11 protein-coding genes are annotated in these 13,238 nt (G+C 67.6%); 4 read left to right on the top strand and 7 right to left on the bottom strand.

Annotated elements, in window-relative coordinates; genetic code table 11:
- Position 1: 1 nt before the first annotated feature.
- The 5 genes from CTR2_RS24290 to CTR2_RS24270 are packed head-to-tail and all read right to left on the bottom strand — an operon-like array spanning position 2 to position 7,162.
- Complete coding sequence (locus tag CTR2_RS24290) at positions 2-1,354, bottom strand: DUF1254 domain-containing protein (protein ID WP_087080334.1); 1,353 nt, start codon at positions 1,352-1,354, stop codon at positions 2-4.
- Positions 1,351-2,739: a DUF1254 domain-containing protein gene (locus tag CTR2_RS24285; protein WP_087080336.1), complete on the bottom strand. Its 1,389-nt coding sequence runs from the start codon at positions 2,737-2,739 to the stop codon at positions 1,351-1,353. The genes CTR2_RS24290 and CTR2_RS24285 overlap by 4 nt, the downstream gene beginning before the upstream one ends.
- Before the next feature lie 54 nt (positions 2,740-2,793).
- Positions 2,794-3,906 (bottom strand): Bug family tripartite tricarboxylate transporter substrate binding protein, encoded by a 1,113-nt coding sequence (locus CTR2_RS24280; protein ID WP_087080338.1) that lies wholly within the window; start codon positions 3,904-3,906, stop codon positions 2,794-2,796.
- A gap of 40 nt (positions 3,907-3,946) precedes the next feature.
- Positions 3,947-6,085 (bottom strand): acetate--CoA ligase family protein, encoded by a 2,139-nt coding sequence (locus CTR2_RS24275; RefSeq protein ID WP_087080340.1) that lies wholly within the window; start codon positions 6,083-6,085, stop codon positions 3,947-3,949.
- A 12-nt stretch (positions 6,086-6,097) separates the two neighbouring features.
- Positions 6,098-7,162 (bottom strand): porin, encoded by a 1,065-nt coding sequence (locus tag CTR2_RS24270; RefSeq protein ID WP_087080342.1) that lies wholly within the window; start codon positions 7,160-7,162, stop codon positions 6,098-6,100.
- 165 nt (positions 7,163-7,327) lie between these two features.
- On the opposite strand from CTR2_RS24270, the gene CTR2_RS24265 reads away from it, so the two are divergent.
- Positions 7,328-8,047: a Crp/Fnr family transcriptional regulator gene (locus CTR2_RS24265; protein ID WP_087080344.1), complete on the top strand. Its 720-nt coding sequence runs from the start codon at positions 7,328-7,330 to the stop codon at positions 8,045-8,047.
- A 28-nt stretch (positions 8,048-8,075) separates the two neighbouring features.
- Here CTR2_RS24265 and rocF read toward each other — a convergent pair whose 3' ends face one another.
- A complete protein-coding gene (gene rocF / locus CTR2_RS24260; protein ID WP_087080346.1) occupies positions 8,076-9,029 on the bottom strand; it encodes an arginase in 954 nt (317 codons plus the stop codon).
- A 13-nt stretch (positions 9,030-9,042) separates the two neighbouring features.
- Positions 9,043-10,149, bottom strand: coding sequence for an ornithine cyclodeaminase (locus CTR2_RS24255; RefSeq protein ID WP_087080348.1), 1,107 nt, complete (start codon positions 10,147-10,149; stop codon positions 9,043-9,045).
- Positions 10,150-10,278: 129 nt separating this feature from the next.
- Here CTR2_RS24255 and pyrC point away from each other — a divergent pair, with 129 nt between their 5' ends.
- The 3 genes from pyrC (at position 10,279) to CTR2_RS24240 (ending at position 13,189) form a co-directional block, all read left to right on the top strand.
- Entirely contained in the window at positions 10,279-11,325 is a 1,047-nt protein-coding gene (pyrC, locus tag CTR2_RS24250) for a dihydroorotase (protein WP_176391692.1), read from the top strand.
- A 149-nt stretch (positions 11,326-11,474) separates the two neighbouring features.
- Positions 11,475-12,356, top strand: coding sequence for an NYN domain-containing protein (locus CTR2_RS24245; protein WP_087080351.1), 882 nt, complete (start codon positions 11,475-11,477; stop codon positions 12,354-12,356).
- 14 nt (positions 12,357-12,370) lie between these two features.
- Positions 12,371-13,189, top strand: coding sequence for a DUF3025 domain-containing protein (locus CTR2_RS24240; RefSeq protein WP_087084430.1), 819 nt, complete (start codon positions 12,371-12,373; stop codon positions 13,187-13,189).
- Positions 13,190-13,238: the final 49 nt, after the last annotated feature.

Below are 13,238 nucleotides of genomic sequence, written 5' to 3'. Positions count from 1 at the left end.
GTCAGGTCTCCTGTTCATCGTTCAGGCGCTGCAGCGGCGGCAGTGCGTAGTGCCCGTTCAGCATGTCGGTGCGCGGCAGGTAGGCGCGCAGGCAGAGGTAGAAGGGGCCTTCGGGCGCGGGCAGCCAGTTGGCGCGCGCGGCTTCACTGTGTGGCGCGGCGTGCTGTATGTGCAGGGTCAGGCCGCCGTCGGCATCGCGGCGCAGGCCGGTGCTGCGGTCGCCTATGGCGTAGCGGTCCAGCGGGTTGTCCACCAGCATGTAGCTGCGCGCGTCGTACAGGGTGATGGACCAGAACGCGTCCACGGGCGGCAGGGCCCCGGGCACGAAGCGCAGGCGGTAGCGCGCGCCGCCGTCCAGGGGCTGGCCCCGGGCATCGGTCCAGGCCATGGGGTAGACGGCTTCGCGCCCGTCCAGCATGCCTATGTACTTGAGCGCCACCTGGGCGCGGGTGGCGTAGTCGTCGCCGAAGTTGTCCATCACCAGCGGCGGCACGATCCAGCCGGAGGCCTGGCTCGTGCCCGACTGTGCGCTGCGCAGTCGCGGCAGCACGGCATCCAGCGCCTGCTGCAGGACCGGGGCCTGGTCCTCATTCGGCCCGGTGCAGCCGCTGCCCAGGCCCACGGCCGCAAAGCGCTCCACCAGTTCGCGCTGCGCCGCGGGCGGCGGATTCTCCTGCAGCGCGGCGTTGACCTGGGCGGCGAAGTGGGCGGCCGTGGCCGGGGCCTGCGGGTCGCAGTCTGGTACAAAGGCCCGGGGCGCGGGCGCGACTCCCGCTTGGCCGGCCAGCGGGGCAACGCTGAAGCCGTCCTGCAGCGCATGCACGGCCGCGAGGTCGTGGGGACCGTCCACCAGGATGCGGCCTATGACCCAGAGCCAGCGCGTGGGCGCCTGGATATGGGCGCCGGGCGCATCGAAGCCCGCGGGCAGCGCGCCGCTCCAGCCCGGGGGTGTGACCAGGAAGGAGCGCGCCTGGGTGCCGGTCAGGCGCGGCCCTATGTGGGCGAAGGGATTTGTGTAGAAGTCCAGCAGGCCCAGCACGTAGTAGCGCCCCGCAGTGTCGGGCACGTCGATGACCAGCGGCCCGGCGTCCAGGTCCAGCCAGGCATTGGTGTAGAGCGTGTCGTTGTTGGGCGTGACCACGCGGCTCGTGCCGGCGCGCAGCAGCTGGCGCGCGTGGGTGAAGAGGTTGCACCAGCGCATGCCTTCGGGCGCGGCCTGGCCCGCCTCGGTGCGCCGGGGCGAGGTGGCCGCGCGCATGCGGCGCATCTCGTACAGCGGGTAGGCCCAGGTCACGGCTTGCTCGGCCAGGGCCTGCAGTTCGGCGGTCGTTGCGGCGGCGGTCATGGCGGTCATGCGTGCACCGCCTGTGTCTGCAGGGCGGGAATGCGCCAGCTCTGCACGCCGTCGCGCGGGTAGTACATGCGTAGTATCAGGTAGAAGCGCCCGGCTGGCGCGGGCAGCCAGTTGGCCGCATTGGCGGGGCGCTCGTGGCCGATCTCTATCTCCAGGCTGCCGTTGGCGCCGAACTGTAGCCCGGGCGTGCGGTCGCCGATGGCGTGGCGGCGGATGTCGTTGGGGTAGAGGAAGCGGTCGCTGTCATACAGCGTCACGGACCAGAAGGCATCGGCCGGCGGCAGGTCGCCCGCTTCGAAGCGCATCACATAGCGCTGCTGGCCGTTGAGTGGCTCGAGGTCGGCGTCGTAGTGAGAGGCGGAGTAGATGGCCTCGGTGGTGGCCAGCGCGCCCAGGCCCAGGTAGGCGGTGCGGGCGCGGATCAAGAAGTGGCTGCCGTAGCGGCCTGTATTGGTCGTCATGGTCCACGGCCGGGGACGGCGGTTGCTGCCCATGGCCGCCACGGTCTGCACGCCGTCGGCAAAGCCGTCGATAAGGCCGGCGCGCGTGGGCTCGTCCAGCGCCTCCCAGGAAAAAGGCACGCCGGGCACCAAGCCGGCCTGGCCCAGCCAGGCGACCAGGCTGCGGTCCTCGATGCGGCCTGGTGCCTCGGCCAGGGCCTGGCAGAGATTGGTGAAAAAGCGCGGCGCCACCTGCTGCGCGGGCTCGCCGTTCTCGAAGGCTGCGGCCATGACGTCCACGGGCTCGCCGCACCAGTGAGCGATGGCGGCGGGGCGTCCCTGAGGCACGGTGCCGGGCGCTGGCTCCAGGCGTATCTCCGACTGCAGTGCGCGCGCCGCAGGCCAGTCGCTCTCGTCGCCCGCGAGGATGCGGCCTATCAGCCAGACCAGGTGGGTGGGGCAGTGCACAGCGCGCAGATGGGCCAGCGATGGCGGCACCTGGCCGCCGGGGCCGATCAGGACCACGGTCTCGCCTTCGGGATTGCAGTTGCGCGGACCCAGGTTCTCGAAGTTCTCGGTATAGGCGTCGTACAGCGGCAGCACGAAGTAGCGCCCCGGATGGCGGGCCGAGGATGGAATGGTCAGCAGCATGGGGCCGCCTTCCAGGTTCAGCCAGGCCATGGAATACAGCAGGTCGTTGGCCGGAGTGACCACGTCGCGGTCCTCGTGGGTGGAAGGGCGCGGCGCATGGTGCAGCGTGTTCATGGGCGCGCGCACATCCGAGCCGGCCGAGCTGCCAGGGCGCAGCCGCGCCTGCTCGGCGGTCTGCAGGGCGCAGGTGCGGTAGGTCTCGGTGAGCGGGTAGCCGTAGACGAAGGCGGTCTGGCCTATGGAGCGGGCCAGGGCCTGGCGCGTCTGCTGCAGGGTCGTGGTGGACTGGGTCATGGAATCTACCTTTGCAAAGGAACAGGAAGGTGTTCTGGGAAATGGTGCGGGGATTCAGTTCGGCTGCACGCCGGTGGACTGGGTCAGCGCAATGGCGACGGGCAGGTAGGACTGGTAGTCGCTGGCGGCCTGGGCGGGCGTGTTGCCTATGGGGTCGGCCCCCATTTCCTGCAGGCGGCGCTGCATCTCAGGCTGTCGAACCACCACGGCCACCTCGCGGCCTATGCGCTCGACGATGGCGTCGGGCGTCTTGGCTGGAGCCATCAGCGAGGTGGGCGCCATGAAGGTGTAGACGTCGTCCTTGAAGCCCTGTTCGGCAAAGGTGGGCACGTTGGGCAGGGCGGTGGCGCGGCTGATGCCGGGCACAGCCAGGGCGCGCAGCCGGCCGGACTCGATATAGGGTTTGAGGGTGGAGATGGAGGCCGAGGTCATCTGGATCATGCCGCTGATGAGGTCGGAGACCATGGGGCTTTCGCCCTTGTAGGCGGCGTGCAGTACCTTGACGCCGTACTTGCGCTCCATGAAGGCCTGTATCTGATGTGGCTGCGTGCCCGCGCCCCAGGAGCCCATGGCGTAGTCGCCGGGTGCCTTGCGCACCAACTCGATCAGCTCGGCAAAGGTCTTGGCAGGCACGGAAGAGTGCACGGCCATGACGGTGCGCTGGCCGGCCACGTCCGAGACCATGCGCAAGTCGGTGCGCGGGTCGTAGGGCAGCTTTTTGTACAGCACCAGGTTGGCGGCGATGGGGCCGGGCACGGTCAGCAGCAGGGTGTAGCCGTCCGCAGCGCTCTTGACCACGTAGTCCGTGCCAATGATGCCGCCCGCGCCGCTGCGGTTTTCCACGATGACGGGCTGGCCCAGGCGCTTGGACAGGCCGTCGCCAAGGGTGCGCGCGAGGATGTCGGAGGAGCCGCCGGCCGCGAACTGAACGATGATACGCACGGGTCGGCTGGGGTAGCTGTCCTGGGCACGTGCGGCGGCCGGAGCCAGGGCGAATACAGGAGCGAGTGCGGGAGCTAGGCCCGCCAGATGCAGCAGGCAGCCGCGCCGGGACAGGCCTGTGTAGCCGGTGGTGGAGCCCGCTGCGCAGCTGCCTGCAGGCAAGCCCTGCATGGCGCCGCTGTCTTGGCCGCCAGCGGCCGGGGCTTGGGTGTGATGGGTCTTCATGCGAATCCTTGGGTTGTGGCAGAGGACATGCGGGCCGCGCTCAGCGGGCTGGGGCTGTGCAGCGGTCGGCGCCTATCACCAGCGCATCGACCGCCACGCAGCCGCCCTGTTCTCGAGGCAGGGCGATCAAGGGGTTGATCTCGGCGCTGGACAGGGTGTCGCCGCAGCGCTGGGCGAAGCCAGCCAGTGCCACCAGCGCATCGGCCAGTGCCTGCAGGTCCGCGGGCGGCTTGCCGCGCGCGCCGGCCAGGATGGGGAAGGTGCGCAGCTCCTGCACCATGGCCAGGGCATCGTCCCGGGTGATGGGCAGTGCGCGCAGCGACACGTCGCGAAGGATTTCGACGTGGATGCCGCCCAGGCCGAACATCAGCACCGGGCCGAACACCGGATCGCGGTGCACGCCAGCAATGCATTCGACGCCGCCGTGCACCATGCGCGCGGCCAGCGCTCCGTCCAGCTGCGCTTCGGGCCGCGCCTGGCGTGCACTGGCGAGAATGCGCTCGAAGGCGGCGCCCGCATCCATGGCCGTGTGCAGGTTCAGCGCCACGCCGCCGACCTCGGACTTGTGCGCGATGTCGGCGCTGGCCACCTTCAGCGCAATGGTGCCGCCCAGGGCCTGCACGGCTTGCGCCGCCTGCTGCTGGGTGCGCACCAGTTGGTGGGGCACCACGAGCATGCCGGCCTTGGCCAGCAGTTCCATGCTGCGGGCTTCGGACAGGCTGCCCGCGGGCAGCTGCAGCGTGGGCTGGGCCGGGGAGGCCGACGGCAGCGGCGCGGCGCGCGGCATATCGGCCAGCGAGGCCAGGGCGCCTATGCAGCGTATGGCCGCGCTGGGGTCCGAGAACACCAGGCATCCCAGGGCCTCCATCTCGGCGCGGCGCGCGTCGGAGCACAGCGTGCAGATGGCCAGCAGCGTGTCGGGGTGGGCGGCGCGCAGCTTTTCCACCAGGGAGCGCAGCACGGCCCAGAACGCGTCGGACAGGCCGCCCGCGGCGAAAAATCCCAGCCAGCTCGCGAAGTTCCGGTCCTGCATCATCAGCTCGGCGCTGCGCTCGAGCAGGGTGACGTCGTTGGTGACCTGGCCCGTGATGTCCACGGGGTTGCGTGGCGCGGCAAACGGCACCCATTCGAGCAACTGGCGCTGGGCGGCCTCTGACAGGGGCTGCACGTCGAGACCGGCGGCGCTGGCGTCGTCGGCCATCATGGCGCCCACGCCGCCCGAGACGGTGAGCAGGCCCAGGGAGCGGTTGCGCGGAATCGGCGCGATGGAGGCGCTGGCCGCCAGCGCGAAGAAGTCGCTGATGGTGTGTGCGCGCAGTACGCCGTACTGGCGGAACACGGCGTCATAGACAGCATCGTTGCCGGCTAGCGATGCCGTATGCGAGGCGGCCGCAGCCGCGCCCAGCTCGCTGGTGCCCACCTTGAACATGATCACGGGCTTGCCGCGCTCGCGCGCCAGCGCCAGGGCCGCGCGCAGGCGCTCGCCGTCGCGGCAGCCCTCCATGTAGGCCATGATGACATCGGTCTCCGGATCGCGGGCCAGCCAGGCCAGGCCGTCGGCCAACTGAACGTCGGCTTCGTTGCCCGTGGTCGCCCACAGGGACAGGCCCAGACCGCGCTCGCGCGCCATGCTGTAGGCATAGGCTCCAAAGGCCCCGGACTGGCTGATCAGGCCTATGCGCCCGGGCTTGACGCAGCCCGCATTGGGGGCGGGCGAGAAGGTGGCGTAGGTCTGGTGGCCGGGGCGCATGAAGCCCAGGCAGTTGGGGCCTATGATGCGTATGCCGGCTGCGCGGGCGCGTTCCTGCAGGGCCTGCTGGGCCGCCGCGCCTTCGGCGCCGGTCTCGGCAAAGCCCGATGAGAACAGCACCATGGAGCGCACGCGGGCCGTGGCCGCGTCCTCGAGCACCGCGGCCACATGGGCCTGGGGCACGGCCACGATGGCCAGATCTACGGGGTCGGGGATGTCGGTCAGCCGCGCGTGGGTGGGCAGGCCCTGCACCGTGGCCGCGCGCGGGTTCACGGCATGCAGCCGGCCCGTGTAGCCGAGGCGCAGCAGGTAGTCGAGCGGAATGCCGCCTATGCGCTCCGGCGAGTCGGTGGCACCGACGACGGCGATGGAGCGTGGCGAGAACAGGGCGTCCAGCCCGGCGAAATCGAAGTCCATTGATGGCTGCATGAAGTTCCTCTGTCAGAAGTTGTGGCGCACGCCCAGTGCCAGCGAACGCACGCCGTTGCCGCTGTCGGCCACCACGGGCACGTTGGCGATGGATACCGAGGAGCCGCCCGCGTTGCTCAGTTGCAGCCAGCGCGCGTACAGCGTGGTGCGCTTGCTCAGGTAGTGGTCGTAGCCCAGGGTCCAGGCGGTCTGGCGGCGTTCGGAGCCGTCGACCTTGCGGCGTGCCACCGACAGCATCACCTTGGTCGTGAAGGTTGCGCTCCACTCCGTGCCCAGCTGCAGGAGGTGGGCGTCGCCTGTACCGGCCAGGTGGATGCTGACGCGGCTGTAGCTGCCGCTCAGGCGCAGCTTAGGTATGGCATCCCAACTGGCCACCAGCGTCTGGTAGCGGCTGGTGCGCGGCGTGGCCACGGGCGCTGCAGCGCTGCCTTCTGTGAAGTTCTGGACGCTGTAGGCCATGAAGAAGGGCTTCTGGTTCCAGCCCACGGTGCCGCCGTAAAGCCGGGCGTTGTTGCTGTCGGGCGAGGGCACCTCGCCGAAGGAGTAGGCCAGGTCCAGCACCCAGGGCTGGCCCTCGGGAAGGCGGTAGCGCACGAGATTGCTGCCGCGCGCGGCAAAGGCCTTCAGGTTCGGCTGGCCGTCGGTGCTATAGCCGAGATTGGTGGGAGAGAACAGCGAATTCATGCCGAACGGGTCGGCGCGGAACAGGGCGCCGAACATGGGCGTGTACATGCGGCCCATCTCGACGTGGCCCCAGGGCGCGCTCAGGCCGATGAAGGACTGGCGGGTGAAGGCCAGGGAAGGCCCGGGAATGGTGCCCATGCCGGTGTCCGGAGTGACGCCGGCCTCGAGCATGAAGCGGGCGCGCCAGCCGCCGCCCAGGTCCTCGGAGCCGCGAAAGCCTATGCGCGAGGCGGCGCTGCCGCCGTCCTCCAGGCGTGTCAGCCGCGTGGCCCCCGATCGGGTGCTGTTGAGATGGACGTCCATGACGCCGAAGATCTCCACGCTGCTCTGCGCCCAGGCGGCACTGCCGAATATGGCCCAGCCTGCGGCGGCAAGCCATTGCTTGTGCTTCACGATATGTCTCCTGTGTTTGTGCTTTTGACGGGTGCACAGCCTTGCGCTGCGGTGTGACTGCTACTATCCGAACCAGTGCGGTTGGCACTCTGTCAACGCTTTGACAATTGGCGGCACTCGAGCCCGGGACTAACCCGGGGCCTGTTTTCCCGCGCACACAGATCCATGCCTCGCAAACACCAACCTGAAGCCGATTCCGTGGCGCTGATACGGCGTGCCTTGAGGCTGTGCCCGCTGATGAGGCACTGGCCGGATGACGTGCTGGACGAAGTGGTGGCCGTGGCGCGGCTGAGGCGCTATGACAAGCGAACGCCCCTCATGGTTGGCGAGCGATCGCGCCGCGAGGTGCTGGTGGTGGCTTCGGGGCGTCTGGCGGTGGAGGGCGTGGATGCGGCGGGCGTGCGCTTCGTGCTGTCCCTGCACGGCCCCGGAGAGATCGTGAGCCTGGTGCGCATGCTGGGCAACACCCGCTTCGTCTATCACTTCGTGGTGCAGGAGGGCACGGTGCTCGTGCACCTGCCGGGAGGGGCGTTCATGGCCGTGCTGGATGCGCACCCGGCGCTGTGGCGCGATGTCTGCATGCTGGTGCTGGAGCGCCTGCACGAGCAGATCGCCACCCAGCAGCGCCGCGCCCTGGGCCATACCGCCAATCATGTGGCCGATGCGCTGGCACGGCTGGCGCTGATTCACGGCAAGCCTATCGAAGGCGGCCAGGCCGTGAGCCTGCGCATCTCGCAGGGCGATCTTGCGGCCATGCTGGCGGTCTCGCGCCAGACCGTGAACAAGGAGTTGCGCACGCTGGAGCAGATGGGCGTGATCAATGCGGCCTATGGGCGCGTGACCATCCACGACCTCGAAGCCCTGCGCCAGGCGGCCGGCGGCTGATCTACCTGTGGCTCGTGCGGTGCCGGCCTCAGCGCGGCGCCGCTTGCGGCGCGGGGCGCATCAGCGTGCTCTGGCCGAACAGGCTTTGCACCAGATCCACCACCAGCTCTGCCGTCTGGTTGCGCAGATCCAGCGCCGGGTTGAGCTCCACAATGTCCAGCGAGGCAAGACGGCCGGTGTCGGCAATCATTTCCATGCACAACTGGGCCTCGCGGTAGGTGGGGCCGCCGCGTACCGGCGTTCCCGTGCCGGGGGCTATATCGGGGTCCAGAAAGTCCACGTCGAAACTCAGATGCAGGTGGATGTCCCTGTCGTTGCGTCCCAGCAAGGTGACCAGTGCCCGGCGCATCACTTCACGCATGCCCAGTTCGTCAATGGCCCGCATGTCGTAGACCTCCAGCCCCAGCTCTCGGATCATGTGCTTTTCGCTCTCGTCCACGCTGCGCAGGCCGATCTGACAGAACGATGAGGCGGGCAGAGCGGGAGTCGTGCCCGACAGCGAGGCCAGCTCCGTCGGCCCCAGTCCGCAGAGGCTTGACACCGGCATGCCGTGCAGATTGCCCGTGGGCGAGCTTTCGGGGGTGTTGCAATCCGAGTGGGCATCGAGCCAGAGCACGCGCAGCTGCTTGCCCGTGGCGCGGCAATGGCGGGCCACGGCGCTGATGGAGCCTGTGGCAAGCGTGTGGTCGCCACCCAGCAGTATGGGCAGCCGGTTTTGCTGCAGCACCTGCAGCACCGCGTCATGGGCGATCCGGTTCCAGCTCAGGCATTCGGCCAGATTGCGCAGACCCTGGGCATCGCGCGCGCCACGCGGATTGGCGGGGCCGCTCAGATTGCCCAGATCGCTGACCTGCACGCCCAGCCGCTCCAGCGCCGGGCCCAGCTGGGCCACACGCAGGGCATCGGGCCCCATGGCAGCGCCAAGGCGCGAGGCACCGATATCGGTGGGCAGACCGATCAGTGTGGACGATGTGTATGCCATGAGCCGCTCCGCTTCAGGCCGTCTTACGGGCCGCAAGATTGATGATCTGGGGACTGGCTGCCTGTCTCACCATGGCAAACAGATCCTTGGGGTCGGCGAGTTCCGGCACCAGCTCGATCTGTGACAGCAGGCCCGCGCCTCGTGCCAGGCTGTGCATGGTGCGCAGCGCCGAGTAGTCCTCCAGCGCGAATCCTACGGAGTCGAACAAGGTGATCTGGGCGTCCGATGTCCGGCCCGGCGTCAGCTTCTGCAGCACGCGCCAGAGCTCGGTCACGGCAAAGTCGGCCGGCATCTGTTGCAGCTCGCCCTCGATGCGCGTCTGCGGCTCGTACTCGACAAAGACCTGCGCACGCTGCAGGGCGCTGGCATCGAACTCTGTCTTGCCGGGGCAATCGCCGCCCACGGCATTGATATGCATGCCGGGCTCCAGCAAATGCCCGGGGATGATGGTGGCGCGGGTCTTGTCGGCGGTGGCGGTGGTCACGATGTCCGTGCCGGCCACGGCGTCCCGCACGCTGGTGCAGACGGTGGCCGTGGCGGAAAAGTCGGGCAGGAACGGCTGCAGGTTGCGCAGCAGCTTTTGCGAGGCTGCAGGGTCGATGTCGAACAGGCGCAGCTCGCGCACGCCCAGCAGCTCCATGAAGGCCAGCGCCTGGAATTCGCTTTGCGAGCCATTGCCGATCAGCGCCATGCTGCGGTTTCCGGCGCGCGCCAGATGGCGCGCGGCCATGGCGGATGTGGCGGCGGTGCGCAAGGCCGTGGTCAGCGTCAGCTCGCTGACAAAGCGCGGCATGCCGGTGGCGACATCGGCCAGCGCGCCGAAAGCCATCACCGTGGGAAGGCCCAGACGCGGATTGTGCGGGTGGCCGTTGACGTATTTGAAGGCGTAGTCCCGTGCATCGGCCACCGGCATCAGCTCGATCACGCCGCTGGCGGAATGGGCGGCGGTACGTGCGCTTTTGTCGAAGTCCTGCCAGCGGCCGAAGTCGGCCTCCAGGGCTTGGCTGATCAGGCGCAGCACCTGGGTGATGCCGATGCGCGCGACCAGCCGGGCTGCGTCGCTGGCGCTGAGAAAGTCGGTACGCAATGGTGTGCCGGCCATAGCTTGAGGAACAGACATAAGACCTCCTCCTTGGCTTCATTTTTGAGGATTTTTGCGCCAAATGCCAGAGAGAAGAGCCTGTGACCGCCGTGGGCGCACTGCTCTTGCGGGGTCGGGTGCGGCCCTGTCGCCGGGGAAGATGGGACAATATCGGCCATGACTCAGACCATCACGATTACCCGCCCCGATGACTGGCACTTGCATGTGCGCGATGGCGATGCCATGCGCTGCGTGGTGCCGCACACTGCCCGCCAGATGGGCCGTGCCATCATCATGCCCAACCTCAAGCCCCCGGTCACCACGGCGGAGATGGCTGCGGACTACCGCGCCCGCATTCTGTCGGCCGTGCCTGAAGGCAGCCGGTTCCAGCCGCTGATGACGCTGTATCTGACGGACAACCTGGGCCCTGAGGAAATCGTGCGTGCCAAGGCGGCCGGCGTGGTGGCCTGCAAGCTGTACCCCGCAGGTGCCACGACCAATTCCGACCATGGCGTGACCGATCTGCGCAAGATCTACCCGACGCTGCAAGCCATGCAGCGCGAAGGCCTGGTGCTGCTGGTGCACGGTGAAGTGACCGATCAGAGCATCGACCTGTTCGACCGCGAGGCCGTGTTCATCGAGCAGCAGCTCAAGCCTTTGCGCAAGGACTTCCCCGAGCTCAAGATCGTCATGGAGCATGTGACGACCAAGGAAGCCGCCGAGTACGTGGCCGCAGCCGATGATTTTCTGGCAGCGACCATCACGCCCCAGCATCTGCTGTTCAACCGCAATGCCATCTTCCTGGGCGGCGTGCGCCCGCACTTCTATTGCCTGCCGGTCCTGAAGCGCGAAACTCATCGCCTGGCGCTGGTGCAGGCCGCCACCAGCGGCAGCAGCAAGTTCTTCCTGGGCACGGACAGCGCTCCCCATGCTGCGCATCTGAAGGAGGCCGCGACCGGCTGCGCCGGCTGCTACAGCGCCCACGCCGCCATCGAGATGTATGCCGAGGTGTTTGACGGCGTCGGCGCCCTGGACAAGCTCGAAGCCTTTGCTGCCTTCAACGGCGCCGATTTCTACGGCCTGCCCCGCAACACCGACACCATCACCCTGGTCAAGGAAAGCTGGACACCTCCCGTGAGCTTTGCATACGGCGAAGGGGCGCAGCTCAAGCCTCTGCGCTTTGGCGAAGCCCTGCCCTGGAAGATGCTGGACTAAAAACAGTAGCTGCAAGCGCCTGCGTTCACTTGAATCAAAGGTGTTTTCGGTCTGAAATCAAGAAAGGAGTTGCGCAAGCTGCTCCTTTTTTAATTTGGCTTTGAGCAAGGCCTCGGTTAGGCTTGGCCAAACAGCGCTCAGGAGATTGCATGCCCAACGATGTCCAGCCCAGGATTGCCTTGCTGATCGATGCGGACAACGCGCCCGCGGAGATGATTGACGAGATATTGACCGAGCTGTCCACCTTCGGCCTGATCAATATTCGCCGTGCCTATGGCAACTGGACCAAGGCCGGTCTGCACGGCTGGCAGAGCAAGCTGCTGGAGTACGCCGTGCGGCCCATGCAGCAGTTCGATTACTCCAAGGGCAAGAACGCGACCGATATGGCCATGACGGTGGATGCCATGGAGCTGCTCTACACCGAAAAGCCCGATGCCTTCGGCATCGTCTCGTCGGATGCCGACTTCACCCCGCTGGTCATGCATTTGCGCGCCAAGGGCGCTGCCGTCTATGGATTCGGGGCGGAGCAGACGCCCAGGGCTTTCGTCAATGCCTGCTCGCGCTTTCTGTATTTCGATGCGCTCAAGGAGCTGGGCGACGGCATTGTCAGCCGCAGCGAGCGCCGCGAGGCACTGGAGGCCGAAGCCGTGCCGCGTGCCGTGCCCGCGGCAGGCCAGCCGCTGGGACCGAATCTCAACGCCGGCAATGGCCGGGTGGCTGGCGGCACCGGTGTGGCCGCACCGGCATGCACCACGCTGCGCGTGCCTTCGCACATGCTCAAGGAAGACAGGCAGCTCATTGCCATGCTGCGCGATGCCGTCAAGGCGACGCAGGACGAAGCCGGCTGGGCACGTGTGGCGGCGGTGGGCACGCATATCGGCAACAAGTTGTCGTTTGATGCGCGCAACTATGGCTATGCCTCGCTGACCAAGCTCATGGCCGCGACCCAGGTGTTCGAGTTGCGTGACGAAGGCACGGCCAGAGTGGCGGTGCGCGATCTGCGTGGGCATCAGGACGAGGTGCTGCCTTGATGCAGCCAGCCGCAATGCAGTCGGTGGATTGGGCCATTGATTGGCAGGCGCCCTGGCTGGCCCCGCTGCAAGCGATTGGACGTCAGGTTCATGACCAGGTGCTGGGCGGTGCCGGCGTGGCCAGGGCCTTGCAGGAGGTGGCTGCCGCCCACGGACTGCTGCCGGGCTGGCAGTTCGTCGAACAGTTGCAGCTGCCTGCGGGTCAGGCCTATGAGGAATTTATCCACAGCCGGCGCAGCATTCCTACGCGCGACAATCTGCATGATTTCTTCAACGGCCTGATCTGGCTGCACTGGCCCAGGCTCAAGCAGCGGCTCAATGCGCTGCAGGCGGCCGAGATCGCGCGCCAGGGCGTGGGGGCGCAGCGCGGGCGCCTGCGCGACTCGATCACGGTGCTGGACGAGAACGGCGGCCTGCTGCTGGCGCCACAGGCCCTGTGCGATGCGCTGCGCGACAAGCGCTGGCAGGAGCTGTTTGTGGGCCGACGTGCGCTGTGGGAGCAGGCGCGCTTTCTTCCCATAGGCCATGCCCTGCTGGAAAAGCTGGTCCAGCCGCGCAAGGCCATCACGGCGCATGTGATCTGCGTGCCGCTGGAGCAGGCTCCTGGCCTGGCGTCGCTGGCCGAGGCCGATGGCTGGCTGGACGATCAGTTGCGGACCCAGTCTTGCAATCTGGTCAGCAAGCCCTATCTACCAATTCCCATATTAGGAATCCCGGACTGGTGCCTGCAAAACCAGAACTTTTCCTTCTATGATGACTCTCTAGTTTTCCGAGCCCCACGTACCGCACAAACAACACAACAACGGGTACTGCCAGAAACAGAACTGGTTTGATGAGCATTCGTCCTGCACAGGCGGTGCCTCAGGGGTTTTGGTCATTTTG

Source organism: Comamonas thiooxydans, from assembly GCF_002157685.2.
GTDB lineage: Bacteria > Pseudomonadota > Gammaproteobacteria > Burkholderiales > Burkholderiaceae_C > Comamonas > Comamonas testosteroni_H.
The sequence above is the reverse complement of the archived record's forward strand: the minus strand, read 5'-3'. Positions and strand labels throughout refer to the sequence as shown.

Coding starts and splice junctions, on each gene's coding strand:
- rocF (WP_087080346.1), bottom strand. CDS start 9,029: ATGGCATACACATCGTCCACACTGATCGGTCTGCCCACCGATATCGGT.
- CTR2_RS24240 (WP_087084430.1), top strand. CDS start 12,371: ATGCAGTCGGTGGATTGGGCCATTGATTGGCAGGCGCCCTGGCTGGCC.
- CTR2_RS24280 (WP_087080338.1), bottom strand. CDS start 3,906: ATGAAGACCCATCACACCCAAGCCCCGGCCGCTGGCGGCCAAGACAGC.
- CTR2_RS24285 (WP_087080336.1), bottom strand. CDS start 2,739: ATGACCCAGTCCACCACGACCCTGCAGCAGACGCGCCAGGCCCTGGCC.
- CTR2_RS24265 (WP_087080344.1), top strand. CDS start 7,328: ATGCCTCGCAAACACCAACCTGAAGCCGATTCCGTGGCGCTGATACGG.
- CTR2_RS24245 (WP_087080351.1), top strand. CDS start 11,475: ATGCCCAACGATGTCCAGCCCAGGATTGCCTTGCTGATCGATGCGGAC.
- CTR2_RS24275 (WP_087080340.1), bottom strand. CDS start 6,085: ATGCAGCCATCAATGGACTTCGATTTCGCCGGGCTGGACGCCCTGTTC.
- CTR2_RS24255 (WP_087080348.1), bottom strand. CDS start 10,149: ATGTCTGTTCCTCAAGCTATGGCCGGCACACCATTGCGTACCGACTTT.
- CTR2_RS24290 (WP_087080334.1), bottom strand. CDS start 1,354: ATGACCGCCATGACCGCCGCCGCAACGACCGCCGAACTGCAGGCCCTG.